Below are 26,399 nucleotides of genomic sequence, written 5' to 3' on the forward strand. Positions count from 1 at the left end.
GGTTATTCCTCCTTGTCATTTAATGCCTCAAAGGCTCTGACGTCCGTGGTGCGGTGACGATGGGCAAAACGCAATACCAAAGAGAGGCCCATGGTCGCCTCCGCTGCGGCTAGGGCAATGCTAAACACCACGACGATGGCCGTATGGGGGCCTGAAGGGTTTGTGGTCATGGCTAACAAAGCCATCCAATTGGCGGCTGTAATCAAAAGTTCCACTCCCATAAACAACAAAACAGCTTGGCGGTGACGCAGAATGATAAGAAAGCCCACCACAGCTAAGACCATTGCAGGTGCGTAGGTCATGGCAAATTGTCCTCCTGACGCCTCATGGCAATTGTTAGGGAACCGGCTAAAGCCGCCAAGAGTAAAATAGCGAGCAATTCTAATGACAAGCCTTGGTGTAAGAGGAGCTGACGCCCCAATTGGCGGCCTAAAATAGCACGGGATGTGCTGGGGTAAGAAATGGCTGCCAGAATGCCGGAGACGGGACTTAATAACCATGTGACAGCCCATAGCCGAGACTTGGGTTGAGCGCGGTTCCCATAGGGGGTTACCATGATCACGAACATCATCATAATGAGTACCCCGCCGCCGTATACTAAAATTTGGATGCCAGCCAGCATTGGACTGTGTAATTCACCGAAGATTGCGCCCGATCCGACCATCGCGCCGGTTAAGAAATACCCGGAAAGGAGCGGACGATCGGACAGTAAGACACCTAGTCCGCACGCAATGGTGAGTGCGCTGGTGGCGCCATAAAAGATCGCGAGCCAGTTCATACCATCTCCTCCTTAGGTTGAGATAGAAGACTGCGTCGAAGAGAATGGCGGTTTTCAGCGGCTATTTCAAATTCGGGGCCCATCACCAAACAGTGAGGGGGGCAGGCTTCTACACAGAGGTCACAAAACATGCATAAGCTATAGTCGATGTCAAACTGCTCGAGAATAAAGCGCCGATTATCTCCTCGTACGCCGCTGATAGTGAGGCAATTGACTGGACATACTCTCTCGCAGGCACGGCATACGACACAGTCTTCTACAATGAGGCGATGAATGCCACGAAATCTGGGGGGAGTGTAGGCTCGTTGTTCTGGATAGGGGTGTGTTACGGGTCGACGGAACAGATGGATGCCCGTAACCTGTAGTCCTTTGAGGAATCCGCGACTGATCTGCTTGATGCGCATGCGGGTATGCCTCCTGTCTAGTAGGTGTTTGCGGGGGTTACAAGTTCCACGCTACAAGCCAAAGAATATTTAATGAGGTCAATGGAATGAGAACCTTCCATCCCAATGCCATCAGTTGATCGGCTCGGATACGAGGAAGTGTGGCGCGCAACCAAATTACTACCGATACGGTCCCTAAAATCTTGAGACAAAGACTCCAAATGGGGCCGCCGCCGAGATAGACGACAGCCATGAGCCAAGCGAGGAATAATAGTTGAGCGTATTCGGAAACAACAAACAGGGCAAAGCGCACTCCGCTATATTCCACATGGTATCCGGCGACTAATTCGGACTCTGCTTCGGTCAAATCAAAAGGTGGACGATGGGCTTCGGCCATACCCGCAATAAAAAGGCTCAAGGCACCAAGCGGCTGCGTCAAAATATAAGGAAGAGGGTGCTGGTGCGATACAATCGTGGCGAGATTTAAAGAGCCTGCCGCCATCGCGGGCCCCAATAGCGCCAGCGTGAGTGGTACTTCGTAGCTCACCATTTGAGCGGTAGCCCTCAGTCCGCCTAATAATGCATACTTGCTGTGCGATCCAATGCCTGCAGCTAGAATTGCTAGCACTTCTAAGCTGAGAATGGCGCTGAGATAGAGAATGCCGATGTTCATATGGGGATCGAGTTCCGGCAAGGAGGCGAACGCCATGAAAACGGGCAGGAAGGCCATTACAGGCGCTAGTCTAAAGAGCCAGGGATGAGCGGTATGGGGCATGGTGTCCGCTTTTGACAACAATTTGATAATGTCCGCTAAAGATTGCCACAACCCCTGCGGCCCTACACGATTGGGGCCATGGCGCACTTGCAGGCGAGCTAATAGACGCCGTTCGTACCATAATAAGAAGGCCGCGACGGCTGGAATGGCCATGCCGACAACAAGGGCTACCAGCAAGGCTTTCATCGGTCAACCTCCCCTAAAACAATATCGATGCTGCCCAAAATCGCGACTGCATCAGAAACCATATGGCCGATTAGCAACTGGGAAAGAACCTGCAAGTTAAAGAGACTGGGCGGACGGATCTTCATGCGTTGGGCGTAAGCCGTACCGTTGCCCACGAGGTACACGCCTAGTTCCCCTCGCGGACCCTCTACCGCAAAATAGGTTTCTTGCTTCGGAAACTTTACCACTTTGGGGACGGATGCCATGATAGGTCCAGATTCCACCAAATCTAAAAAGATTTCCAAAAGGTCGAGGCTTACGGCCATTTCTTCGACCCGCACCTTATAGCGTGCGTACGTATCTCCGGCCAGATCAGTAATGATGCGTGGGGGTATTTCTGCATAAATGCCGTATGGTCGCTTCCACCGCAGGTCCCACGGAACGCCGCTGGCACGAAGCATGGGCCCGCTCAATCCATAATGCAGAGCATGGGTCCCATCGATGATGCCAATGTGTTCGACCCTGCGCCGGAAAATTTCATTATCATCAATCAGCGTTCGATACTCGGACAAGCGTTGTCGGAAATAGGGGATACCTGCTCTTACTTTTTTGAGCCACACATCTTCGGCATCATGATGAACGCCGCCAAATCGCATGTAGGCATAGGTGAGTCGGGCACCTGTAAGCTCCATCAGCAAATCAAGAACCATCTCGCGTTCCCGAAAGGTGTATAAAAAGGGGGACAGTGCGCCGACATCAAGAAGAAACGTTCCGAGCCATAAAAGATGGCTGGCGAAGCGATTTAACTCCATGACGATCTCGCGAAGAACTTGTGCCCGTCTGGGAGCTTCAATGCCTAAAAGAGCTTCGCCAGCCCCGATGTAAGCCATTTCATCAAACATGGCGGCTAGGTAATCCCAACGGTCGGGGTAGGGCTGGTACTGAATAGCGGTACGCCGTTCGGCGAGTTTTTCAAATCCACGATGTAAATATCCCATATACGGAGTAACGCCCACAATGGTTTCGCCTTGTAAATCGAGTACCATTCGGAACACCCCGTGGGTACTCGGGTGCTGAGGGCCGAGGTTTAACATTAGTTCTTCTTGTACAATCTCTTCTCGGTTGGGGGTCATGACGTCACCTCTCCTTCGGCGAGGGTATAGTGTTTGCGCAAAGGATGCCCGCGAAACTTATCTGGCAACAAAAGGCGGGTCAAGTGTGGGTGATGGTCATAACTGACACCAAACAGATCGTAGACCTCGCGTTCTTGAAAAATGAGGCCGGGAATCCAAGGGGTGAGTGATGGTACCGATGGCGCATTTGCATCGAGAATGACGGACAAGATGCGGTCGTCACCTTGTTCTAGATTGCGGAGAATGTAGATGAGCTCAAGATGCGTTTCATAATCGACGGCTGTATGCAGCACCGGATAGACGAAGCCTTCTTTAAGGCAATGGCGAGCTGTTTCTATGAGTTTGTCGACGGAAACAGACTGTTTAATCATACAGATCCCTCCGGCCAAAATGGATAGGAGCGTAGAGGCGCGGGGGTGCGATGTGAAGGGATAGCAGTTTTGCCGGTGATCTTCTCCTGCAGTTGGAAAATGCCCCACATTAAGGCCTCGGGACGCGGAGGGCACCCGGGAACGTAGATGTCAACGGGAACAATCTGATCAACGCCTTTAACGACGCTGTACACGTCGAAAAAGGGTCCGCCTGAGGTGGCGCATGCACCCATACTGATCACATAGCGCGGCATCGGCATCTGTTCGTAAAGACGTTTTAGAACGGGGGCCATCTTCTGGGTCACCGTACCTGAAACAATCATGACATCGGATTGTCTGGGGCTGGCGCGAAACACCATGCCGAAGCGATCGATATCGTAGTCGGAAGAACCCGTCGTCATCATTTCGATAGCACAACAGGCGAGCCCAAAAGTCATGGGCCACAATGAAGATTTTCTGGCCCATGATATCAATTCCTGAAGGACAGCAAATTGGACACCGTGTGCATTTGTTGAGCCTATATTGTCATGGTCTACTCCCACTTTAACGCCCCCTTTTTCCACGCGTATACCAAGCCAAACAGTAAGAGAGCAACAAAAATCATGGCTTGAAGGCCAAGGAGAGGAGGAATTTGGTGAAATGCGTCCGCCCATGGAAAAAGAATGGCGGTTTCGGCATCAAAGAGAACAAACACCATAGCAAACAGGTAGTAGCGCAAATATTGTGGCTGCCACGTGTCGCCTTCTGCGGCAATACCGGATTCATAGGGTGTATCCAGCGCACTGTCTGGATCGGTCTTTGGCCGTAATATTCGACCGGGAATCTTTTTCCCCCGCGATTTGGATACCCACGACGTTGTTTTACGTGATTATGGCCGTCAAAGACATCGTACAAAACTGGAATAGCCGATGGGAATTTGCAGGCCCCAAGGCGCGGAACCCATTAGCCGACACTATCGGCGTCCAAAAAGCGGATAGCCAACGCGAGTTTTTCCGCTCGGTGACCGGCAAGCGCTATGATTTAACTCAGCGACCGTTTTTTCGGTGGCTCTTCCACCGGCGGTGGTACCAATTTGCGGCTCAGCTCCCCAATGTGATTATCTTCAATATCGTGATTATTGCTGGTTTGATTGGAGTGGTGAACCCTAACCGGAACTTTGCTACCGTCATCACATGGTACGTGTGGTTTGGCGTATTGTTTGTTTTGATGATTGGGGTAGGGCGAGCATGGTGTTTGATTTGTCCGTTTAGTGCACAAGCCGAGTGGGTGCAGCGATTAGGGTTGTTTGGCAAGGGCAAGAAATTGTTGACATTGGGTTTGAAATGGCCGCAAAAATATTCGACGTTGCTCATTTCGGTCTTCTTCTTTTTGGGCTTGACATGGGCGGAAGAGTTTTACAATATTGCGGGACCTGGCAAGCCGGCGTTTACCTCCATGTTGGTGGCCGGCATTATTATTTGGGACCTCTTTTACGCGCTGACCTTTGAACGCCGCTCATTTTGCCATTATGGCTGTCCTCTTAATGGGGTTATTGGCGTAGTGTCGGCGGTGGCGCCGTTCGAAGGCTTTCGTGCCAAGGACCGCAGCTTGTGCAAGACTTGCACGACGAAAGAATGCATGAAAGGCAGCGAGCGCAGTTATGGCTGTGGTTGGTACGAATATCCAGGTAGTATGTCGTCCAATTTTTATTGCGGGCTCACAGGTGAATGTTTTAAAGGATGCCCATACGAAAATATTGGGCTTGCGGTTCATGCTCCCTTAAAAGAGGCTTATCAACCGCGTAAGAAACGTTTTGATGTCGCCATCGCTGTCACGCTGATGATGGGGGCGCTCTTCTTTGAGGTGATCAATGCGACCCCGCAATATGCCGCATTTGATACGTGGTTGAGTCAAACCACACGCTGGGACGTGGTCGCCAAATTGCTTGATGGCCAAGTATCAGCCTATCCCAATCCGCTTGATTATATGGGGATTATTCTTCTTTGGCCATTATTTGGCTGGGGAGTAGCGCGCTTAGGGAGCTTGCTAAGCCGCGGTCATATAGCTGCGCGTGAACTCCTTACGCGGTACGCGTATGGATGGATTCCCCTATTTGGATTAGGAATCTTAGCACGCCAATTGCCTAAGGTGTTGACCAACGGGCCGACGATTGCGCAGGTGATTTCCGATCCCTTTGGATTTGGTTGGAATATGCTCGGCACGGAAGTGTTAGGTGAAATGGGGAAAAAACCTTTGGCGGCGTATATTCGCATCAGTGCAGGAACTTCTTGTGGATGTGGCAAGACCGGGTTCAAAATGCAGTGGGATGATCATAAACGATTTGGCGATACTATCATTAAAACGGCGGGGGCTCCCTTACTAGTCGATCGTCAGACGAAAGGGTATCTTCAAGGGGGAACCATAGACTATTCTCATGACATGGTGTCAAAAGGCTTTCGGATTACTACGGCGGCTTCGACAGGAACCTCTTGCGGATGTGGGCATTCGCATTCGTAAATATCGAGATGGAGATTATTTAGAGTCTTACGAGACCCGTTAAATAAGGAAGAATAAGTACACAAAGCGACGACGATCGTTACGAAAAACTATCGATATGCTTGCGATACGGTGAGTGGCTGACGTAGGCGCCAATACCATTGCAGGCATATCGATAAATGGGCGTTGCGCAAGATGACAAGATCTTGATGGCTTTGGTGATATGGTGCGCAAGACGACGACTGATTTAGTGGAGTCGCTTTTTATAGGTCAAAATGGCTTCTTGCAATTTTGTGAGAGGCATGATATTCTATACATCGTCACTACGGGGCTTGCGAATCTCACTCCCACGATTTTTGTGATCATCGATAAGCGCGGTAGTGGATATGGTGGATGTAGCTCAGTTGGTTAGAGCACCAGGTTGTGGCCCTGGGGGTCGGGGGTTCAAGTCCCCTCATTCACCCCAATAAATATTTTTATTCCCCGGTATGCCGGGATTTTTTGCGCCCGTAGCTCAGCTGGATAGAGTGTCGGACTTCGAATCCGCAGGTCGTAGGTTCAAATCCTACCGGGCGCACCAGGCGAGGGTGATGGAATGGCAGACATGCGAGACTTAGGATCTCGTGCCGCAAGGCGTAAGGGTTCAAGTCCCTTCCCTCGCACCATTGCATGCGGAAGTAGCTCAGCGGTAGAGCATCGCCTTGCCAAGGCGAGGGTCGCGGGTTCAAATCCCGTCTTCCGCTCCATTTGTCGAGGCGTTTAACGCCTCGTTTTTTTTGATGACTTGGACACTATCCCGTCACATGTTATAATCAACATATTTGTATCGGGCATTTGAGGAGGAATTAAGAAACAATGCAAGTGGCACTACAGCGGTTGCCGAAGTCGGTGGCGAAAGTTTCGGTTACGATTGACCCCAGTGATTTAAATAGTGCGATGGACAAGGCATTTCGTTCAGTTGTGGGCAAATATAATATTCCCGGGTTTCGTCGAGGGAAAGTTCCGCGTCCAATTTTTGAACGATTTGTGGGGCGGGAAGTGATTTTGCAAGAAGCGGCGCAGCAATTGGTCGAGAATCGCTATTCGCAAGCGTTGTCTGAGGCGGCTGTTGAGCCTGTTGCCGAACCGCGGATTAACATTACGAAGTTGGGTGATGGGGAACCTTTCGAATTCGATATTGAAGTGGAAAGCAAACCCGTTATAGAACTTCCTGACTACACCGATTTGCTGCATGAACCGTTAACGATTGCCGAAGTGACCGAAGAGTTGATTGCTGAGGAATTAGCGCAAGTTGCTAAAGGTCAAGCGCAAATGGTGCCGGCTGATGACCAGCCTGTCGCGAAAGGCGACCGTATTACCGTCACTCTCAAAGGCTTTTTAGAAGAAGAGGGGGAGAACGCGGAACCTTTCGTGGACGATGATTCCTACGTCATTGAAGTCGGCGCAGGGACCGTGGTGGAGGGCTTGGAGGATCAATTGATAGGGGTAATGGTCAATGAACCCAAAATCATCTCGTTGACCTATCCGGCCGAGCATCCTGAGGTGTCTTTAGCGGGGAAAGCGGTGCGTTTCGAGGTGACCGTGCTGGAAAACAAACGTCCAGAAGTACCACCGGTCGATGACGATTTGGCTAAGGCGGTTGGTCTGGAATCCATGCAGGAATTACGTGAACAAGTCGCGAATAACTTAAAGACCCGATTGGAGCAGGAAGCTAAGAATCAACGTCTCCAAACAATCATGGGTAAACTAAAAGAGCGTGTCGCGGTGGAAGTGCCTGACACCATGGTTGACCGGGCCATTCATAACCAGCTACACGAATTAGAGAATACGCTGGCGCGGATTGGGGCAACAACCGAAGAATACCTGGAAAGTCGGCAAATGACACCCGAAGCGTTGCACGAGGAATTCAGGCCTACAGCAACCGAGCGTGTCAAAGAAGAGGTTTTGCTCGAAGCGGTAGCGCGGTCTCAAAATCTCGTTGTGACGGATGAAGAAGTCATACAATCCATCAAGCCGATTGCGGATATGTATCGTCAATCGCTTGATGATATGGTGCGATGGTTCCGTAGCACCGGAGAATTTGAGGCAGTCCGTTCCAACTTGCTGTTATCGAAGGCAGGAGATTACCTTGCATCTACTGTCCTCGGTGCGCCTGAAAAAGGAGAGTGAACGATGAGTTTCGACTACCTGATTCCTATGGTGGTGGAGCAAACCAACCGTGGTGAGCGATCCTATGACATTTACTCACGGCTGCTGAAAGAGCGGATTATTTTTCTCGGCAATGCCATTGATGACGACGTGGCGAATTTAGTGGTCGCGCAACTGCTCTTTTTGGAAAGTGATGACCCGGACCGTGATATTCACCTTTACGTGAATTCACCGGGGGGCTCCGTCAGCGCAGGGCTTGGTATTTATGATACCATGCAATATATTAAGCCGGATGTGTCTACGATTTGCGTGGGGATGGCGGCTAGCATGGGTGCACTGTTGCTGGCAGGTGGAGCGCCGGGCAAAAGGTTTGCACTACCTAATTCTCGCGTGATGATTCATGAACCTTGGATTAACAATCTTGGTGGGAAGACTACCGATGTGGAGATTCAAATGAAAGAATTGCTCCGCAGCCGTGAAGCCTTGGCCAAAATTTTAGCCAAACACACGGATCATTCGGTGGAACAGATTCTGGAGGAGACGCAGCGCGATTACTGGATGACAGCAACCGAAGCTCGCGACTACCGATTAATCGACGAAGTGGTGGAACCACGTGGTAAAATGGTCCCTGAAACGCCGGCCGAGGAATAACTTATGGTCAGCTTGGTGATTGTAGGGGTGTCAAAGAGGGGGGCTTCTAATGTTCAAGTTCACCGATGAAAAAGGTCAGTTAAAATGCTCGTTTTGCGGCAAATACCAGGATCAAGTCAAACGTCTTATCGCTGGACCTGGTGGAGTCTATATCTGTGACGAGTGCGTTGAGCTTTGTTCGGAGATCATCGAAGAGGAACTCAGCGACGATGTCGAATTTGAATTAAAGGACATCCCCAAGCCGCAGGAAATTCGAGCTATTCTTGACCAGTACGTGGTGGGTCAGGACCGCGCTAAGAAGACCCTGTCGGTGGCGGTATACAACCACTATAAGCGCATAAACCTTGGCAGCAAAGTCGATGACGTTGAACTCCAAAAGTCCAACATTTTGATGTTAGGCCCCACGGGATCCGGGAAAACGTTACTTGCACAGACCTTGGCCAAAATTCTCAATGTGCCGTTTGCTATTGCCGATGCGACATCATTGACTGAAGCGGGGTATGTTGGGGAGGACGTTGAAAACATTCTTCTCAAACTGATTCAAGCGGCAGACTATGACGTCGAGAAAGCGGAAAAAGGGATTGTTTATATTGATGAGGTTGACAAGATTGCGCGGAAGTCTGAGAATCCATCGATCACGCGGGATGTCTCTGGCGAAGGGGTCCAGCAGGCGTTATTGAAGATTCTCGAGGGCACCGTGGCTTCTGTCCCGCCTCAAGGTGGCCGCAAGCATCCGCACCAAGAGTTTATTCAGATTGATACGACGAACATCCTCTTTATCGTGGGAGGAGCCTTTGATGGGGTCGACAAACTGATCAAACGTCGTATTGGACGCAAGGGTCTTGGATTTAATGCGGAAATTCAGATGCCGGAGCAGAACATTGGCGATGTTTTGGCGAAGATTATGCCAGAGGACTTGCTCAAGTTCGGGTTGATTCCGGAGTTTGTCGGTCGTCTGCCGATTCTGGTAACCTTGGACGCGCTCGATGAAGCGGCGCTCGTTCAAATTTTGACCGAACCCCGCAATGCGTTAGTCAAGCAATATCAGAAAATGCTCAGCCTCGATAACGTCGAGCTGGAATTTAAGGAGGAAGCGGTGCGTGCGGTGGCGCGTGAAGCCATGCGCCGTAATACCGGAGCTCGTGCATTGCGCGCGATCATTGAGGATATTATGCTCAATGTGATGTATGATATTCCGAGTCGCACCGATATTGCCAAGTGCATCATCACCCAAGATGTCGTCGAAAAGCGCGATGAACCACTTTTGGTGACGCAGGATCGGGCGAAGCGCGCGAAAAAGCAGAAAGAAGAAACGGCATAACGAGTGTCGTCAGATAGCACAAAGTCTCCCACTTCGGTGTGGAGACTTTGTGTTTTTGCGGCTAAAACCTCTCCTCCTTGGGCATAATTACCATAGACAACGCGACCAGAGACCCCAGCAATTGGCGTTCTGATAAACCCACATTCGGGTCACACTAAGCGAGCGGATACAAAAATTCATCGCGGCGACGCGGGGAGGAGGGGTACGGTGAACCTCGCTAATATCGTGACGTTCATTCAGTTCTTCTTTGCGATTGTGATCGGATTATATTTCTGGAACTTGTTGAAATCGCAACAAGGTAACAAGGTGGCCGTAGAGAAAGAGTCCAAAAAGGAGATTGAGAAACTGCGGCGATTACGCTCCATTCATCTAAGTGAACCGCTATCAGAGCGCACGAGGCCCTCGCGGTTTGATGAGATTATCGGGCAAGAGGAAGGCATTAGGGCATTGAAGGCGGCCCTTTGTGGACCGAATCCTCAGCATATTCTGGTCTACGGCCCGCCAGGGGTGGGAAAAACGGCGGCAGCGCGGTTGGTCCTCGATGAAGCGAAAAAAACCTCGTGGACGCCCTTCCAACCCGATGCTAAATTCATTGAGCTTGATGCGACCACGGCGCGTTTTGACGAGCGCGGCATTGCCGACCCACTCATCGGCTCGGTGCATGATCCGATTTACCAAGGGGCGGGGCCTTTAGGAATGGCGGGGATCCCGCAACCTAAGGCGGGTGCGGTCACCAAGGCGCATGGTGGAATTTTATTCATCGACGAGATTGGTGAGTTGCATCCTATCCAGATGAATAAATTGCTTAAAGTGTTAGAGGACCGACGGGTCATGTTGGAATCGGCCTATTATAATTCCGAAGACAGCAACGTGCCGTCACATATACAAGACATCTTTGAGAACGGCCTGCCGGCAGATTTTCGTCTCATCGGCGCCACGACCCGGCAGCCCCATGAAATTCCGCCGGCGATTCGGTCACGGTGTGTGGAGGTCTACTTCCGTTCCCTATTGCCGGATGAAATTCAGACCATCGCCACCAACGCGATTAACAAACTGGGAATGGAACATGAGCGCGGGGCGATTGAGGTTGTCAAACACTACGCGACCAACGGCCGTGAAGCGGTGAATCTGGTTCAAATCGCAGCGGGTTTGGCTATGACAGAGGGACGCCGCGCCCTCACCCAAGCTGACGTGGAATGGGTGGTAACGTCAGGGCAATACAATCCACGCCCCGACAAAAAAGTGGGAAGCGAGCCCCAAATTGGGGTGGTCAATGGATTGGCTGTATATGGACCCAATTTGGGCACCGTGTTAGATATTGAGGCCGTGGCGCAACCGGTCGAACCCGGCCAGGGACGGCTATATGTGACCGGGATTGTGGATGAAGAAGAAGTAGGCACCGCGGGACGAACTATTCGGCGGAAATCGATGGCCAAGAGTTCGGTAGAAAATGTGCTCACCGTGCTCCATAACCAACTGCAACTCGAATCGCGGGACTTTGATCTTCATGTCAATTTTCCCGGGGGAGTCCCCTTAGACGGGCCCTCGGCCGGAATCGCCATTGCTACGGCGTTGTACTCCGCTATGACAGGCAAACCGTGCGACAGCCGTTTGGCCATGACCGGCGAATTGTCTATTCGAGGCTTGGTCAAGCCGATTGGAGGCGTTGTGGCCAAAGTCGAAGCGGCCCGGTTAGCAGGATGCAAGAGAGTGCTCATTCCGCGTGACAACTGGCAAGAAGTCTTTCAAAATGCTGGCATTGAGGTGATTCCAATTGATTCCCTCAAGCAAGCCTTAGACTTGGCAACAGTGGCAGAGGAAACGGAAAAACACGCCGCTGCCGTCCCGCAGACGGATCTCTTAACAGCCAGTCCGTCTCCTTCTGTCGGTTCGTAACGAATGTTAAGACCTTGGAGGCGGTCCGCTTATAAGGACCGCCTTTTTTGACGACAGTGAGAAGGATTGTGCATAATGACGAAGACAGGACGTCTGTTGAACCTGGGAAAACCGCGGTATAAATACGACATAAAGGGTGTGTAATGGCCAGGTTTTGCGTATCATGTTTAGAAGGATAGGGAGGTGTAGACGATGGAGACACAATTACCGCTTTCGAAGAAGTGAAAAAGGTCAAAGACCGGATTTTGGAATACTTAGCGGTGCGTCAGCTATCGCGAAGCCTGAAAGGGCCGATTCTGTGCCTCGTAGGGCCGCCTGGTGTCGGAAAAACATCACTCGCTCGCTCGATTGCTCGCGCTACGGGTCGCAATTTTGTGCGCATTTCTTTGGGGGGAGTTCGTGATGAAGCAGAAATCAGAGGACATCGCCGGACCTATGTTGGCGCCATGCCCGGCCGTATCATTCAAGGGATGAAGCAAGCAGGATCCAATAATCCTCTCTTTTTGCTCGATGAAGTCGACAAGATGGCGATGGATTTTCGTGGGGATCCTTCCGCGGCTTTGTTGGAAGTTTTAGACCCCGAACAAAACAACCGATTTTCTGATCATTATATTGAGTTGCCGTTCGACTTGTCGCATGTCATGTTTATCACGACCGCGAATGTCTTGCACACGATTCCGCGACCCTTGCTTGATCGGATGGAAACGATTGTTATTCAAGGATATACGGAAGAAGAAAAGCTACACATTGCGGCGCAGTATTTGTGGCCCAAGCAGATGGAAAATCACGGACTCACGCCAGAGATGGTCGAAATGAGCCGGCAAGCGACGGCAGCAGTCATACGGCATTATACGCGGGAAGCAGGAGTCCGACAACTTGAGCGGCAACTAGGAACAATTTCGCGCAAAGTGGCACGCGAAATCGTTCAAGGGCACCGAGGAACGGTTCATATTACCGTGAGCAATCTTGCGAAGTACCTAGGCCCGCATACGGTGCATCACCGGGAGGCGGAACAGGCGGACGAAGTGGGGATTGTTACAGGTCTGGCTGTAACCGAGGCGGGAGGCGATGTGATGCCGATCGAAGTGACTACGATGCCGGGCAAAGGACGGTTGAACTTAACCGGACAGCTTGGGGACGTGATGCAAGAAAGCGCGCAAGCGGCGTATAGTTATATTCGATCCAAAGCGAGCGATTTAGGGATCGACCCGCATTTTCATGAAACGCTTGACGTGCATGTGCATGTTCCTGAAGGGGCGATTCCCAAAGATGGACCATCGGCAGGGATTGCCATGGCGACCGCGATGATCTCGGCCCTGAGTCATGTGCCTGTGAAGGCGCACATTGCGATGACCGGAGAGATTACGTTGCGAGGTCATGTACTGCCCGTTGGGGGTATTAAGGAAAAGACCTTGGCTGCCCACCGTGTAGGAATTCGAGAAATTATTCTACCCAAGGATAATGCGCCGGATCTCGAGGATTTGCCAGCGAATATTCGCCGTGGTATTGATTTGATGTTGTTGATGCAGCAAGGTAATCAACAAGGAAATAAACCCTGCATGGGACACGAGCGCCATATGGGGATAATCATGCTGGTAGCGACGGAGGTGAACAATGGCTTCCGTCGCCCGTTGGCGCGATCGATCTTTTCCCTCGGGCCCTTGGTTGCGGAACCAATTGACGCGCAAGTAACTCCACCATACTTCGGCGGGCCACAAGCTTTTCAAGAAAAGGCTTGATGGTTCTGGCAGTTGAATGGGGATCTCTCGGAAAATCGGGTCCACAATAATAGGCGCTGTACGGCCGAAGATTTTAGCAGTCGCATGAGCCCGTGGGAGATCAGAGCACACCACTGCGTCCGGGATGGGGTACCGTTCATATAACTGTGCTAAACGAGCACTCTCTTCTGCACTGAGTGCTGCTAGGTCGTAAGATTCGAGGAACCGGTTAAACAAGTCTCGGTTCATAAAAAACGGGTTGCGGGGCAAGTCTGGTCGACCGTGCCGCATAACCCAAAACGTCTTCGCTGCGAGGGTGTCCATACTTAGAAGCTACCGAATTGGTCACCGGTCGTCAAGGGTTTGCGGCATAATCGGGCCAATTGAAGGATCCAAGCCGGTAGGGAATCGTCACATTCCGGAGGCGGGTCCGTATGATAGGAATAGAGGGTTACGGACGGAATTTCCATCCCTGCCAGAAGAAACTTGTCGTGAAATACGCCACGGGCACAGGAGACGAGCTCCCGTCTGTCGAATAGAGTATGGAGATCGAGACGAGGTGAGCAGATTTTATGGTCCTGACGCCAGGCGAAGAATATCAGTTTATACGACAGTTAACACCAAGCGATTTAGAACAACTCCAACAATGGGATCACGATCCTGAAATTACGGCGTTAAATGGAAAGAAATTTCAAAAAGACCATGATAGTGAACAATTGTGGTGGGAGGATTTGCTGACAAGCCGTGTCCGTATAGGATTTGCAATTATTGCGGATTGGCGTCTGATTGGGGACGTTGAACTAGAACACATTAGTTGGCGTTCACACCATGCGGAATTAAGAATTTCGATTGGCGACAAATCCTATTGGAATAGAGGCATTGGGACTTTAGCGGTGGGGGAAGTCTTAGATATTGCCTACTACCAACTCGGGCTGCGTCGTATTTATTTGCGTGTGAACACCGACAATCACCGTGCCATCAGAGCTTATGAAAAAGCCGGTTTCAAAAAAGTCGCGAAACTTGTCGCCAATGGGCGTCTGAAAGGCAACACAGATTTGTTACTAATGGAGTGTTTGTTTGATCAATATGTGGCTTTAAAGGCTTGATCGCTGGCCGCAGTGTCGACGCCAGAATAATAGGGTGGCCATGGTATGGACCCTTCTAACCCATAGAGGGCTCGCCCACGGTTATATTCTTGAGCAGAAATGCGTGTGGTTGCCGGCCACAGATGGTGCTGCACGCCTTGCTTAATCAGCGTGTTCCATAACGCCGGGCTCGATGGGCGGAGGACTTTCACGAGCGTTGGCGCTGGTGTCGTGTGAATATACCATAATGCAATGTTTAGAGCTGCTAAGAACTGGCTAAGATGAGCGCTTCGACCCGAAATGGTGACATCTGGGATGGGACCTGTTGAAGCCCCTAACCAGTTTAACGTTACGGTATGGGGATTGATCTTTGTCAGCGTTTGGAGCTGGGCAAGCGTGACCAAAACCCATGGCAAATGTCGTTGTGCCCATAAGTGTTCGATTTCCGGCCAAGGTAAGGGATGGAGGTCGGGACGGGTTTGGTTCAAGGTCATGACGGCATTAATGAGGGCCAGGTTTGTCGTCAGGGTGTTGGCATAATCGACAGGTAAGTGGCTCAGTTGACGCAAACGAAAATGCGGATCAGCCTGTGGCGCTGCTAAAAAAATATCCGGGGCGCTGGCAATACTGCCGGCCATGGGCCATCGTCCTGGGACCCAATCGACGTGGATCATGGCAGACGATGAATGAGTCCAGCGAACTTGGATATGCTGATCGCGGTAGAGATTCAAATTTTGTGCGATGGTCAGCGGCAAGCGCAGTGTGCGGGAAGGCACATTAAGGCTCACTGTGACGGTGGGCCACGCGGGCTGGGGCGGCACGGAGGTTTCCCCGCAGCCAGCCAAAGTCAAGAGGCCAAGCCCCAGGGCGGCCGAAAAGAGGCGCCGTGCGAGTTGAATCATTGGGATCCTCCCTGTTGTCCATGTTACCACCAGCGTATGCAGGACAACCTACAGTTAGACTACCGTGACCGAGAAAGGCCGTGGGGCGTTCATTGACACCCATGCTCGGTTAGATATAATGTTAGATGCCACACTTTTTGTGGAACATCAGATACAATACCGCATCAACCAAGGGGGATATTTCCAATGCAGGTCAAGCCGTTAGGAGACCGTGTTCTGGTAAAATTGGTCGAGGAACAGGAACGGACTCAGAGTGGTATATACATACCCGATACTGCCAAAGACAAGCCCCAAACCGGTTTGATCGTGCTCTTGTTTGCCAAATTTGCAGGAACTGAGATTAAGATTGGAAATGAGGATCACCTTATTTTGGCGACCGATGATATTCTGGCTGTGGTGGAAAACTAACAATTTCATCAGATGCTAGCTGCTGATGACGGGAAGAAGCAGGCCATTGGCGTTACAGAGAGCGAAAGGGTTTGGTGCAACGTTCGCACGTGCAGGCTTGTTAGTCGCCCCGGAGGTATCCTAGGAAGTTGCGCGCTGCAGCATTCCGGGACGGTTGTTGCCCGTTAACGCAAACGGAGGCTCTGTCATAGGCAGGGTGAATTAAGGTGGTACCGCGAAAGAGACTCTTTTCGCCCTTAGCGAAAAGGGTCTCTTTCTGTTGACACGACTTATGATGACATAATCTTCCACAACAAGGAGAGCGGCATGATGGAACTTAGTTCTCAATATTCAGCACGTGACGTCGAGCACAAATGGTATACATTTTGGCGGGAACGAGGGTATTTTAAGCCGTCCATGGATCCCAACGCCCCGACCTTCAGTATTGTCATGCCGCCCCCCAATGTTACGGGTGTTTTGCATGTGGGGCATGCTTTGAACAATACCTGGCAAGATATTTTGATTCGATTTCACCGAATGTTAGGAGACAATACGTTGTGGTTGCCAGGCACAGATCATGCAGGGATTCACACGCAAATGAAAGTCGACGAGCTTTTGCGCTCCCAAGGCATCGATCGCCGGGAAATCGGACGAGAAGCCTTTATCGACGAGGTGTGGCGGTGGAAAGAAAAGTACGGGGGGGAAATTCTTCGTCAGGTTGAGAAACTGGGCGCTTCCGTAGATTGGAGCCGGCTTGTTTGTACGGCTATACGAGGAAGGCTTGATTTACCGGGGTTATTATATTACGAACTGGTGTGTTTCGTGCCGGACCGCCTTGTCTGATATTGAGGTCGAGCATGAAGATGAGCCAGGAACGCTGACCTATCTACGCTATCCTTTGGATCAAGAGGAAGGCTTTGTTGTGGTAGCGACCACGCGGCCGGAAACCATGCTCGGTGACACGGCCGTGGCGGTGCATCCGGATGACCCACGCTGGAAACATCTCATTGGACATCACGTACGCGTGCCATTAATAGACCGTGTGATCCCCATTATTGCCGATGCCTATGTGGATCCAGAGTATGGAACGGGCGCGGTCAAAGTGACGCCGGCCCATGACCCGAACGATTTTCAAATGGGGCAGCGGCACCATTTGCCGCAAATTCAAGTCATTGGCGAAGATGGCCGCATGACCGAGGAAGCTGGTGCCTATCAAGGTCTTGATCGCCAGCAGGCACGAGCCCAAATTCTGCAAGATCTGGAGGCCTTAGGCGTCATCGAAAAGGCCGAAGCCTTGGTACATTCCGTGGGTCATTGTGAAAAATGCGGGACGGTCATTGAACCGCTGGTTTCGTTGCAATGGTTTGTGCGAACGGCGCCTTTGGCGGAGCCTGCATTGGCGGCAGTGCGTTCTGGGGATATTCAGTTTGTGCCGCAGCGTTTTGAAAAGATTTACACGAACTGGATGGAAAATATTCGTGACTGGTGTATTTCCCGACAAATTTGGTGGGGTCACCGTATTCCAGCGTACTACTGCGATCACTGCCACGAAGTCACCGTAGCGCGAACGGCTCCAGATAGTTGTCCGGTGTGTCATGGACCCGTTCACCAAGATGAAGATGTCTTGGATACATGGTTTTCGTCAGCGTTGTGGCCGTTTTCCACCATGGGATGGCCTGAGGAAACGACCGATTTGGCCATGTTTTATCCCACGTCGGTATTATCAACGGCATACGATATTATTTTCTTTTGGGTCGCACGCATGGTCATGCAAGGTTTGCATTTTACCGGCGAACGCCCATTTGCCACGGTGTTACTGCATGGCTTGGTGCGGGACAGCCAAGGAAGGAAAATGAGTAAGTCCTTAGGCAATGGCGTGGATCCGATGGACGTCATAGAAAAATATGGAGCGGATGCGCTTAGGTTAGCCTTGGTCCTCAGTTCAGCGCCAGGGAATGATCAGCGCTATTCGGACGAGCGTGTTGAGGCAGCGAGCCGGTTTGCGAACAAAGTTTATAATGCGATTCGGTACGTGCGGATGAATCTTCCTGAAGGATTTACGCCCCAAGCTGTGACGATGGACAACGTCGAGGATGTATGGATTGTCCAAAAACTAAACCAAACCACTCAGCACATGACGGAATGGCTCAAGGACTTTGAGTTTGGCCAAGCGGCACGGGCTATCTATGATTTTCTTTGGGATGATTACTGCGACTGGTATATTGAGTTGACCAAGATTCACATGCGAGAAAATCCCGAGACCTCCTCTAACACTTTGAGTATGCTGGTATTTGTGGCCGAACAAGCTTTAAAACTGCTTCATCCTTTTATGCCATTTGTGACCGAAGAATTGTGGCAATCCTTGCCGCACCAAGGAGACAGCATCATGGTTGCCCCGTGGCCTTCGCCACAAAATCTTCCGGCGAACCGAGCCCAAGACGTCATGGATCGCGTACAAAGCCTTATCCGGACCGCACGCAATCTCCGTGCCGAAGTGAATCTTCCTCCGGGACAACGGGTTCATTTCCAAATGGTTGCGGATGATGCAGAAACTTTAGCGGACTGGCAGATGGAGGCGGCTGCGATACGAGAAATGGTCCGGGCTCAAGATATTAGCTGGCATGTCAAAGCCGAAGGGGCACCCAAACCACATCACGCGTTGACCGGGGTGTGTCAAGGGGGCAGTGTCTATCTGCCCTTAGAAGGTATCGTTGATCTTGCGGTTGAACAAGCCCGCGTGCAGAAGACCATGGAACAAACCCAGCGCGAGCTCGAACGCGTGGAAAAGCAGCTAGCCGATCAAAAGTTTCGCGAACGGGCACCGCAGCCTGTAGTGGCCAAAGCCCAGGAACAGCGGTTAGAACTGTTGGCGCGCATGGAGCGACTGAAGGAACGGTGGGAGGACTTGCAGTGAAGGAGAATTGGTGGGCAGACCTGGAACGGAATAAAATTCGTCCCGGTTTGGAACGCATCGGATCTTTGTTAGAGAAATTGGGCCATCCAGAGCGTGGGTATCCTATAGTCCACGTGGCGGGCACTAATGGCAAAGGATCAACCGCGGCTTTAATTGCCGACGCGCTTACCTCCCAAGGCTACCGAGTCGGCCTCACAGTGTCGCCAGATCTTGGACACATCAATGAACGTGTCATGCTTAATCGGCAACCCATGGATCCGGCGTTGTGGGATCAATTAGGCCAAGTGATTGAGGACGCCGGGCGGAACATGCCCGACGTTCCAACATTTTTCGAAGCGGTAACAGCCATGGCCTTCTTGGCGTTTCACTATTGGCAGGTGGATATTGCGGTGGTGGAAGTGGGATTGGGAGGCCGTTTAGATGCGACCAATATCATTGACCCCCCCTGCTTGTCAGTCATTACTCCCGTCGCCTTTGATCACATGGACCGCTTGGGATACACCATTGAGGCGATTGCTGGGGAAAAGGCGGGGATTATCAAAGCGGGATCAGTCGTCGTGTTAGGTCCCCAGCCTTATCCTGCTGCCCGCGCCGTCATAATGGAAAAGGCGAGGAGGCTTCAGGTGCCCATTGTGGAGCCGCATTGGTTTCCTGTTGTAGGGCCAGACGGTATTGACGGAATCAGTCCCCATGGGCCTATCCATGTCCCCTTATTAGGGGCGTATCAAGTGCAAAATGTTGCCACAGCGTATGCGGCCATGGAAACGTTAGCGGCAAAAGGATGGGTGAAGGATTGGTCTCGCATTTTAACGCAGTGGTCTCACTTTTCATGGCCGGGGCGCTTTCAGGTCATGCAGCGAGAGCCTTTATGGGTGATTGATGGGGCGCATAATCCCCATGGGATTGGAGCACTTGTGGAGACATTAAAGTTGGCCCCCTACCGGGACATGCGCTGGACCATTGTGTTCGGGGCGTTAGCCGATAAACCGGCTGGTGAAATGTTGCAAATGCTAAAGCCATTGGCGCATCATGTTATCGTCACTCGAATTCCCTCAGAACGCGCGGGGGATCCATTACAATGGCGGGAGATGGTGCCCAGCGCTACGTTTATTGACGATCCATGGGAGGCGGTTCAAGCGGCCCTTGCCGAGGCTAAGGCGCAAGAGGCTGTGCTAGCGACAGGATCACTAGCATTATTGGGGTATTTGGTCACGCGCTTTCAACACGAAAGTGCAACAACGAGAGGATGTTAGGTGAAATTGTCCATCGCAGGAAGTTTTTCGATGATTGCCGTGACGTCGTTGCGAATGGTATGCTGAACAAGGTCGCAGTTTGTGTCGATGAAGAAGATGGGTCCCTGTGGTGGCAGACCCCGCCAAAGGAGTTTGGTTTGTCATGAAAGGGCGAAATTCAGTAGGCGTGGCCATTTTATACGTGGTCATTGGAGGAATTGTCGGCTCGCTTTTAGGCCATTTTCTGTCGGTTCTGTGGTCTCCTCTAGGCCACGATTACTTTGATCTGGGATCGCCGACGGGCCCATGGACATTGAATCTGGGTGTGTTTGGGGTATCGTTCGGCATCTGGCTTCAACTGAATCTCGGGGGAATCATTGGCATCATTGGCGGCCTATGGTGGTACCAAAGGCGGGGATCTTAGCACATGACGGACCAATATGTTTTAGCGTCGTCATCACCCCGGCGTCGAGAGCTTATGCAGCAGATCGGCTTGTCTTTTATTGTCGACCCAGCGGATATTGACGAATCGCGTCGACGTGGCGAGTCTCCTCAGGCATTGGTACGGCGGCTGGCTGTCTCAAAAGCGTTGACCGTCGCCAAACGTTATCCTACGAGGACGGTCATTGGTGCCGATACCATTGTGGTTCAGGGGGATGCTGTCCTAGGCAAGCCAGGAACCGAGCAACGAGCTGCAGCGATGTTAGCTCAGTTGTCCGGCAATTCTCATGACGTCTACACGGCCCTAGCCGTATGGGATGGGGCTAAAGAGCGTGGCTTGGTGCGGGTGGCTGCGGCGCGGGTGACGTTTCGGACGCTAACTCAGGACGAGATTCTCACGTACGTTCACACAGGCGAGCCTTTAGACAAGGCGGGGGCCTATGCCATTCAAGGTCGTGCTGGCGAGTGGGTCACCAGGCTGGTGGGGGACAAAGAAACCGTTATTGGATTGCCAACGGCTGCGTTGCAGACGTTGCTTCAGCATATTGCGAGGTCTGAAGGCCGATGACACGTGTGCGGGATTTACCTGTTGAAGAACGGCCGCGCGAGCGATTATTGCGGCACGGCGCGGGTGTCTTGGGGGACCGGGAATTACTAGCGGTTTTGCTGGGAACGGGCTCGTTGGGTCAAAGTGTGCTGGAGCTCAGTCAGAACTTGCTCAAAGAGGGTTGGACAGGCTTAAGCCGTCGCCGCGCTTCTGAACTGCTGCAGATTAAAGGGTTAGGGGAGGCCAAGGTGGCTCTTTTGTTAGCAGCATTGGAAGTGGGGAGTAGGCTGAGAAAAGCGGATTTGCAACACCGGATTGAGGGGCCTGACGATGTTGTGCTACTGGTAGAAGATATGATGCGACTTAGTCAAGAAGAATTTCGCGTCCTTCTCCTGACGACCAAAAACCAAGTGTTGGCGGTCGAAACCGTATTTCAAGGGGGCCTCGACAGCGTGGAGGTGTTTCCCCGTGAAGTGTTTCGACGGGCGGTGGGCCGATCGGCTGCGTCCGTGATTGTTGTGCACAACCATCCCAGCGGGGACCCTACCCCATCCCGGGCCGACTTAGGCTTGACTCGTCGGTTAGAGGAGGCGGGCGATCTGATGGGGATACCAGTCTTAGATCATATTATTGTTGGCAAAGGGCGTCATGCCAGTGTGCATCAAGGAAAAACCACGGAGCTGAACTAAGGGGGATATTTTCACCCATGAGAAGTTTTTTTGGGTCATTTTCTAAAGATATGGGCATTGATTTGGGAACGGCGAATACGGTGGTTTATGTGAAGGGTAAGGGCATTGTGCTTCAAGAACCGTCCGTCGTGGCGATTGATACGTTAACGGCCGAAATTATCGCCGTTGGCCAAGAAGCCAAACAGATGGTGGGTCGTACGCCGGGAAACATTCGCGCGGTTCGGCCCCTGAAAGATGGCGTTATTGCGGATTTTGATACCACGCAGGCTATGCTTAAGTATTTTATCAAGAAAGCGTCCAATAATTCACGGATGACGCATCCGACCGTGGTTATTGGCGTACCCTCTGGCGTAACCGGGGTTGAAGAGCGAGCGGTGAAAGATGCGGCGGTACAAGCTGGTGCCCGTGAGGCGTTAGTGGTTGAAGAACCGATGGCGGCAGCTATTGGTGCAGGGTTGCCCGTCGCAGAGCCCACCGGAAATATGATTGTGGACATTGGCGGGGGAACCTGTGAAGTAGCGATTATCTCATTAGATGGGATTGTGGCGTCGCAATCGATTCGTGTTGCTGGAGATGAGATGGACGACGCGATTGTCAATCACATCAAGCGGACCTACAACATGATGATCGGTGAACGGACAGCTGAGGAAGTGAAGATTACCATTGGCTCTGCTTATCCTCCTGACCATGAAGAAAGCATGGATGTGCGTGGGCGAGATTTAGTAACAGGATTGCCTAAAACCCTTAAGATCAACTCAACGGAAATTCAGCGCGCGCTTAGTGAAACAGTCAATACGATTGTGGATGCGATTAAAGCCACGTTAGAAAAATCACCCCCGGAATTGGCGGCGGATATCATGGACCGCGGGATTGTCATGACGGGTGGAGGATCATTGCTGAGAGATTTTGATAAGCTGGTCAGTTCGGAAACGGGCATGCCTGTTCATCAGGCGGACGAGCCGCTCTTGACGGTTGTGCGGGGAACTGGAATGGTCTTGGAAGACGCCCATCACCTTGAAGCTTTGCGTCGCCGCAATCGCCGTTAATTGGAAAGAGGAGGGACGTAAGCGTGGGCGGATTCTTGTACCGGTGGCGGCGTCTTCTGATTACCGTCTTGGTGATCATGGTTGTCACGGTCAGTTTGAGTTTGACCGCCCGTATTCGCGGTACTGTCATTGGTCTTAGCAACATCATTAATACGGTGGTATCCCCTGCGGAATCCAGTATGGCGTTCTTAGGCAAGGAAACGGGAACAGCCATCAGCAGTGTCGGCGATCTCTTTACCTTGCAGCAGCAGAACCAAGAACTCAAGCGCAAGCTGCTGGAGTACAATTCGATGAAACTGGAACTGGCAGAGGTTTTGGCCGAAAATGGTCAGTTGCGCGGTATGGTAGGGCTCAAAAAGAATCTAGGATCGTGGCATTTACAGCCAGCGATTATTATCGCCCGCAACCCCGATAGCTGGTTTAACACCGCCGTGATTGATCAAGGAAGCCGCAGTGGGGTGCAAACGGGCATGGCGGTTATTGTGCCTCAAGGGGTTGTAGGCCGTGTGGTCGCTGTTACACCGAATACGGCCACCGTGATGTTGATTCTCGATCCGAAAAGTGGTGTGGGAGCCGTAGACGTTCGGTCTCAATCGACGGGCGTTGTTCTTGGACAGGATCCCGTAACAGGTCTTTTGGAATTTCAACTGTTCTCCCATAAACCGGATGTGTTGCCAGGCGATGTTGTGGCGACGTCAGGGCTTAGTGAGTATTACCCCAAGGGCTTGTTGGTCGGTCAAGTCTTATCAGTGTCCAAAAATCAATTCGGGTTGACGGAGACGGCGATTATCAAACCCTCTGTCGATTTCAACCGCTTACAAACCGTGATGGTTGTGGAGTCCCATCCTTCAGGAACGAGCATTCCGCCGATTTTCGGGGGAGGCCAAAGCTGATGGCGCGATTCCGGGTGGGCACGTGGATCGTCTTGTATTTGTTAGCATTATTAATGCAGGTTGCGCTGTTGCCCCAAATCTTTCCGAATGGCTATGCGCCTAATGCTGTGCTGTCGGTGACCGTATTGATTGCCCTTTACGAAACTCCGCGCCGGGGCATGTGGGCGGGATTGGTTGGAGGGCTTATGCAAGATTTGTGGGCCGGGCGCCTTATTGGGCTCAATGCGCTGACCTTTGCACTGCTAGGGTATACGATTGCCCTCGTGCAACAGCGAATCGTCAGGGACCCGATTTTTGTCCCTGGTCTCTTAGCGGCGCTAAGCCAGGTGGTAGTAACACCGTTTCAGTGGCTTTTGTTATATGTGTTTGGATACCATTTTCCGTGGTTGGTATTTTCTCGTCCGCTCCCGGTCTGGATTTTATTTTCCATGTTGTTTACTCCGGCTTTAGGGGGCATATTAGGGTTTCGTACCCGTATCCACAGGCGAACTCGTTATCGATCTGTGTCGCCACCTTGGTAATCTCGACGCAATGTTTCAAAGACCGACGATCTGTTCGCAAACAGGCCGTCGGTCTTTGTCTGTATTCCTAGCAGTTTGACTGAATAACAGGATAAAAACTTTGAGACAAGGGGGGAAGAATGGCAGGATATTGGCAGCGGATAGAGAATCTGTAAAGTGCTGAGTCAAATCGAGGAGGGACACCATTGGCGCGCCGTTTACCCAAACACGTATCAGCGGAAGTCCAGGAGCCCATCCCAAGTGCTCACGCATCTGGGGACCTGATACGCGAACATCCCGTACAGGCCGCTGAAACTCCTGTCCGGGACAAGGCAGAAGAAGTCAGTGCACTGCGTGCCGGGCCGGATGTCGTCAAGATTTTTGCCGACCCGCAATTTGAACGGCGCAGTATCCGCGACTGGGAGGATGAGGCTAGGCGCCACCCGACGCTTTTGATCCGCAAGACATTACGTTCTGGCCAGAATGTGCGGTATTACGGCAATGTCGTGATTCTCGGTGATGTGAATCCTGGGGCGGAAATAAGGGCGGGCGGCGATATTATTGTCATGGGTTGGCTACGTGGCATGGCACATGCTGGCGCGGATGGCAATGATCAGGCGATGGTGGCCGCTTTCCGCTTGAATCCGACGCAAATTCGCATTGCACATTTTATTGGCCGGTCGCCCGATGCGGAAGATGCCACGCTGCCGGCATTTCCAGAGTTTGCGGAAGTCCGTGATGGCCAGCTCATCATTGAACAGTGGCAGCACAGCATGCTGGGAAACATTAGGTAAGGGGGATCCGTAGGTTATGGGGGAAGCTATCGTCATTACATCGGGGAAAGGGGGCGTTGGTAAAACGACCACAACCGCCAATTTGGGGGCGGGGTTAGCAAAGGCGGGTCAGAAAGTCGCGCTCATCGATGCAGATATTGGTTTGAGAAATCTTGACGTGGTTATGGGGCTGGAAAACCGCATTGTTTACGATTTGGTCGATGTCGTAGAAGGATTTGCGAAATTGAAACACGCATTGATTAAGGACAAGCGGTTTGAAAATCTCTATTTATTGCCAGCGGCCCAGACACGGGACAAAACAGCGGTATCCCCCGAGCAGATGCACGAACTGGTAAGTCACATGAAAGAGGAATTTGATTATGTGCTCATCGACTCGCCAGCCGGCATTGAACAAGGATTCAAAAATGCGGTGGCAGGTGCGGATAAAGCGATAGTCGTTGCGACACCAGAAGTTTCCTCAGTTCGCGATGCGGACCGCATTATTGGTTTACTGGAAGCCCAAGAAAAGCATAAACCCTTCTTGATTATTAATCGCATCCGTGCCAGCATGGTAAAAAAAGGCGACATGATGGATATCGATGATATGATCGAGATTTTAGCGATTGAATTGCTTGGGGTTGTGCCCGATGACGAATTTATTGTGGTGTCGACCAACCGTGGGGAACCTGCCGTACTTAACCCCCAGTCGAAAGCAGGGGAAGCGTACCGCAATATTACCCGGCGTTTGCAAGGAGAAAATGTACCCATGATGAAATTGGATGATGACTCAGGGTTTTTGAACCGGCTGCGCAAGCTCATGGGGTTTAAGTCATGAGCAAGGGGGGACGCTCAATGTTTGATTTGTTCGCGCGCGTTTTCGGCAGGGAAGATGCAAGCAAGGACGTCGCCAAAGAACGCCTCAGACTGGTCTTGGTCCATGACCGTGCGAGTTTGTCGCCGCAAGCCTTGGAGAACTTGAAAAACGATTTGCTGAAAGTCATATCAGAGTACATGGATATTGATGATGAGGGATTTCGGGTGGATTTCTCTCGCCATGATGATGCCATGGCGTTGGTGGCCAATATCCCAATTCGTAACGTCAAGCGACACTCTGTCTAATCGGATACAGCAAATTGCATGTCCTCGACCTCTGCCGTCAGGTCTTATATACTAAAA

At 51.6% G+C, this 26,399-nt stretch carries 27 protein-coding genes, 4 tRNA genes and 2 pseudogenes; 23 read left to right on the forward strand and 10 right to left on the reverse strand.

The genetic code is table 11. The annotated features are described in order from the left end of the window. Positions 1 to 2: 2 nt before the first annotated feature. Genes ORD20_RS11090 through ORD20_RS11125 form a run of 8 tightly spaced genes read right to left on the reverse strand, consistent with a single transcriptional unit; the run spans position 3 to position 4,428 of the window. Positions 3 to 302, reverse strand: coding sequence for an NADH-quinone oxidoreductase subunit NuoK (locus tag ORD20_RS11090; RefSeq protein WP_103376016.1), 300 nt, complete (start codon positions 300 to 302; stop codon positions 3 to 5). Next, positions 299 to 778, reverse strand: coding sequence for an NADH-quinone oxidoreductase subunit J family protein (locus tag ORD20_RS11095; RefSeq protein ID WP_103376015.1), 480 nt, complete (start codon positions 776 to 778; stop codon positions 299 to 301). Before ORD20_RS11095 ends, ORD20_RS11090 begins: the two co-directional genes overlap by 4 nt. Continuing rightward, entirely contained in the window at positions 775 to 1,182 is a 408-nt protein-coding gene (locus tag ORD20_RS11100; RefSeq protein ID WP_103376014.1) for a NuoI/complex I 23 kDa subunit family protein, read from the reverse strand. Before ORD20_RS11100 ends, ORD20_RS11095 begins: the two co-directional genes overlap by 4 nt. 37 nt (positions 1,183 to 1,219) lie before the next feature. After that, the gene (locus tag ORD20_RS11105; RefSeq protein ID WP_103376013.1) at positions 1,220 to 2,122 is read right to left on the reverse strand and encodes a complex I subunit 1/NuoH family protein; all 903 of its coding nucleotides are present in this window, start codon (positions 2,120 to 2,122) and stop codon (positions 1,220 to 1,222) included. Then, complete coding sequence (locus ORD20_RS11110; RefSeq protein WP_430626179.1) at positions 2,119 to 3,234, reverse strand: NADH-quinone oxidoreductase subunit D; 1,116 nt, start codon at positions 3,232 to 3,234, stop codon at positions 2,119 to 2,121. Before ORD20_RS11110 ends, ORD20_RS11105 begins: the two co-directional genes overlap by 4 nt. Then, the gene (locus ORD20_RS11115; RefSeq protein WP_103376011.1) at positions 3,231 to 3,605 is read right to left on the reverse strand and encodes an NADH-quinone oxidoreductase subunit C; all 375 of its coding nucleotides are present in this window, start codon (positions 3,603 to 3,605) and stop codon (positions 3,231 to 3,233) included. The genes ORD20_RS11110 and ORD20_RS11115 overlap by 4 nt, the downstream gene beginning before the upstream one ends. After that, the gene (locus ORD20_RS11120; protein ID WP_173677104.1) at positions 3,602 to 4,147 is read right to left on the reverse strand and encodes an NADH-quinone oxidoreductase subunit B; all 546 of its coding nucleotides are present in this window, start codon (positions 4,145 to 4,147) and stop codon (positions 3,602 to 3,604) included. The genes ORD20_RS11115 and ORD20_RS11120 overlap by 4 nt, the downstream gene beginning before the upstream one ends. Next, positions 4,138 to 4,428 (reverse strand): NADH-quinone oxidoreductase subunit A, encoded by a 291-nt coding sequence (locus tag ORD20_RS11125; protein ID WP_430626714.1) that lies wholly within the window; start codon positions 4,426 to 4,428, stop codon positions 4,138 to 4,140. Before ORD20_RS11125 ends, ORD20_RS11120 begins: the two co-directional genes overlap by 10 nt. On the opposite strand from ORD20_RS11125, the gene ORD20_RS11130 reads away from it, so the two are divergent. The 10 genes and pseudogenes from ORD20_RS11130 to lon all read left to right on the forward strand — a co-directional run. Further along, entirely contained in the window at positions 4,329 to 6,101 is a 1,773-nt protein-coding gene (locus ORD20_RS11130; RefSeq protein ID WP_430626180.1) for a 4Fe-4S binding protein, read from the forward strand. The genes ORD20_RS11125 and ORD20_RS11130 overlap by 100 nt on opposite strands. Before the next feature lie 368 nt (positions 6,102 to 6,469). Continuing rightward, positions 6,470 to 6,546 (forward strand) — tRNA-His (locus tag ORD20_RS11135). A 37-nt stretch (positions 6,547 to 6,583) separates the two neighbouring features. Beyond that, a tRNA-Arg gene (locus ORD20_RS11140) sits at positions 6,584 to 6,660 on the forward strand. 1 nt (position 6,661) lies between these two features. Beyond that, positions 6,662 to 6,745: transfer RNA gene (locus tag ORD20_RS11145), tRNA-Leu, on the forward strand. Positions 6,746 to 6,751: 6 nt separating this feature from the next. Then, a tRNA-Gly gene (locus tag ORD20_RS11150) sits at positions 6,752 to 6,826 on the forward strand. A gap of 109 nt (positions 6,827 to 6,935) precedes the next feature. Further along, entirely contained in the window at positions 6,936 to 8,249 is a 1,314-nt protein-coding gene (tig, locus tag ORD20_RS11155) for a trigger factor (RefSeq protein ID WP_103376005.1), read from the forward strand. 3 nt (positions 8,250 to 8,252) lie between these two features. Further along, a complete protein-coding gene (locus ORD20_RS11160; protein WP_103376004.1) occupies positions 8,253 to 8,879 on the forward strand; it encodes an ATP-dependent Clp protease proteolytic subunit in 627 nt (208 codons plus the stop codon). Between the two features lie 49 nt (positions 8,880 to 8,928). After that, complete coding sequence (clpX, locus tag ORD20_RS11165) at positions 8,929 to 10,200, forward strand: ATP-dependent Clp protease ATP-binding subunit ClpX (protein WP_103376003.1); 1,272 nt, start codon at positions 8,929 to 8,931, stop codon at positions 10,198 to 10,200. Positions 10,201 to 10,407: 207 nt separating this feature from the next. After that, positions 10,408 to 12,096 carry an ATP-dependent protease LonB gene (gene lonB, locus ORD20_RS11170; protein WP_103376002.1) on the forward strand — a complete coding sequence of 563 codons (1,689 nt, stop codon included), beginning with the start codon at positions 10,408 to 10,410 and terminating at the stop codon, positions 12,094 to 12,096. A gap of 221 nt (positions 12,097 to 12,317) precedes the next feature. Continuing rightward, positions 12,318 to 13,598 (forward strand): annotated as a pseudogene (gene lon / locus ORD20_RS11175) (endopeptidase La); the annotation flags it as partial. Here the strand turns inward: lon and ORD20_RS11180 are convergent. Next, complete coding sequence (locus ORD20_RS11180; protein WP_430626181.1) at positions 13,545 to 14,138, reverse strand: histidine phosphatase family protein; 594 nt, start codon at positions 14,136 to 14,138, stop codon at positions 13,545 to 13,547. The pseudogene lon and the gene ORD20_RS11180 overlap by 54 nt on opposite strands. 248 nt (positions 14,139 to 14,386) lie before the next feature. On the opposite strand from ORD20_RS11180, the gene ORD20_RS11185 reads away from it, so the two are divergent. Beyond that, a complete protein-coding gene (locus ORD20_RS11185) occupies positions 14,387 to 14,920 on the forward strand; it encodes a GNAT family N-acetyltransferase (protein WP_103375998.1) in 534 nt (177 codons plus the stop codon). On the opposite strand, the gene ORD20_RS11190 is transcribed toward ORD20_RS11185, so the two are convergent. After that, positions 14,896 to 15,801: a hypothetical protein gene (locus ORD20_RS11190; RefSeq protein WP_103375997.1), complete on the reverse strand. Its 906-nt coding sequence runs from the start codon at positions 15,799 to 15,801 to the stop codon at positions 14,896 to 14,898. The genes ORD20_RS11185 and ORD20_RS11190 overlap by 25 nt on opposite strands. A 186-nt stretch (positions 15,802 to 15,987) precedes the next feature. On the opposite strand from ORD20_RS11190, the gene ORD20_RS11195 reads away from it, so the two are divergent. From ORD20_RS11195 to minE, 12 genes and pseudogenes are all read left to right on the forward strand, one after another. Continuing rightward, entirely contained in the window at positions 15,988 to 16,209 is a 222-nt protein-coding gene (locus ORD20_RS11195; protein ID WP_430626182.1) for a co-chaperone GroES, read from the forward strand. A gap of 306 nt (positions 16,210 to 16,515) precedes the next feature. Then, positions 16,516 to 19,102 (forward strand): annotated as a pseudogene (locus tag ORD20_RS11200) (valine--tRNA ligase). Further along, positions 19,099 to 20,355, forward strand: a complete 1,257-nt coding sequence (locus ORD20_RS11205; protein WP_103374352.1) for a bifunctional folylpolyglutamate synthase/dihydrofolate synthase — start codon at positions 19,099 to 19,101, stop codon at positions 20,353 to 20,355. Before ORD20_RS11200 ends, ORD20_RS11205 begins: the two are co-directional and overlap by 4 nt. 142 nt (positions 20,356 to 20,497) lie before the next feature. After that, a complete protein-coding gene (locus ORD20_RS11210; RefSeq protein WP_103374361.1) occupies positions 20,498 to 20,758 on the forward strand; it encodes a DUF4321 domain-containing protein in 261 nt (86 codons plus the stop codon). 3 nt (positions 20,759 to 20,761) lie between these two features. Beyond that, entirely contained in the window at positions 20,762 to 21,343 is a 582-nt protein-coding gene (locus tag ORD20_RS11215; RefSeq protein ID WP_103374351.1) for a Maf family protein, read from the forward strand. Then, a complete protein-coding gene (radC, locus tag ORD20_RS11220) occupies positions 21,340 to 22,011 on the forward strand; it encodes a RadC family protein (RefSeq protein ID WP_103374350.1) in 672 nt (223 codons plus the stop codon). The genes ORD20_RS11215 and radC overlap by 4 nt, the downstream gene beginning before the upstream one ends. A 17-nt stretch (positions 22,012 to 22,028) precedes the next feature. After that, the gene (locus tag ORD20_RS11225) at positions 22,029 to 23,057 is read left to right on the forward strand and encodes a rod shape-determining protein (protein ID WP_103374349.1); all 1,029 of its coding nucleotides are present in this window, start codon (positions 22,029 to 22,031) and stop codon (positions 23,055 to 23,057) included. Between the two features lie 23 nt (positions 23,058 to 23,080). After that, the gene (gene mreC, locus ORD20_RS11230; RefSeq protein ID WP_103374348.1) at positions 23,081 to 23,950 is read left to right on the forward strand and encodes a rod shape-determining protein MreC; all 870 of its coding nucleotides are present in this window, start codon (positions 23,081 to 23,083) and stop codon (positions 23,948 to 23,950) included. Then, on the forward strand, positions 23,950 to 24,471 hold the full coding sequence (mreD, locus tag ORD20_RS11235; RefSeq protein WP_103374347.1) for a rod shape-determining protein MreD: 522 nt from the start codon (positions 23,950 to 23,952) through the stop codon (positions 24,469 to 24,471). The genes mreC and mreD overlap by 1 nt, the downstream gene beginning before the upstream one ends. A gap of 185 nt (positions 24,472 to 24,656) precedes the next feature. Continuing rightward, complete coding sequence (gene minC, locus ORD20_RS11240) at positions 24,657 to 25,244, forward strand: septum site-determining protein MinC (protein ID WP_242968268.1); 588 nt, start codon at positions 24,657 to 24,659, stop codon at positions 25,242 to 25,244. A 16-nt stretch (positions 25,245 to 25,260) separates the two neighbouring features. Next, positions 25,261 to 26,058 carry a septum site-determining protein MinD gene (minD, locus tag ORD20_RS11245; RefSeq protein ID WP_103374346.1) on the forward strand — a complete coding sequence of 266 codons (798 nt, stop codon included), beginning with the start codon at positions 25,261 to 25,263 and terminating at the stop codon, positions 26,056 to 26,058. Positions 26,059 to 26,075: 17 nt separating this feature from the next. Next, the gene (minE, locus tag ORD20_RS11250) at positions 26,076 to 26,342 is read left to right on the forward strand and encodes a cell division topological specificity factor MinE (protein WP_103374345.1); all 267 of its coding nucleotides are present in this window, start codon (positions 26,076 to 26,078) and stop codon (positions 26,340 to 26,342) included. The last annotated feature ends 57 nt before the right edge of the window (positions 26,343 to 26,399 follow it).

Source organism: Sulfobacillus thermotolerans (assembly GCF_039623705.1).
GTDB classification, from domain to species: domain Bacteria; phylum Bacillota; class Sulfobacillia; order Sulfobacillales; family Sulfobacillaceae; genus Sulfobacillus; species Sulfobacillus thermotolerans.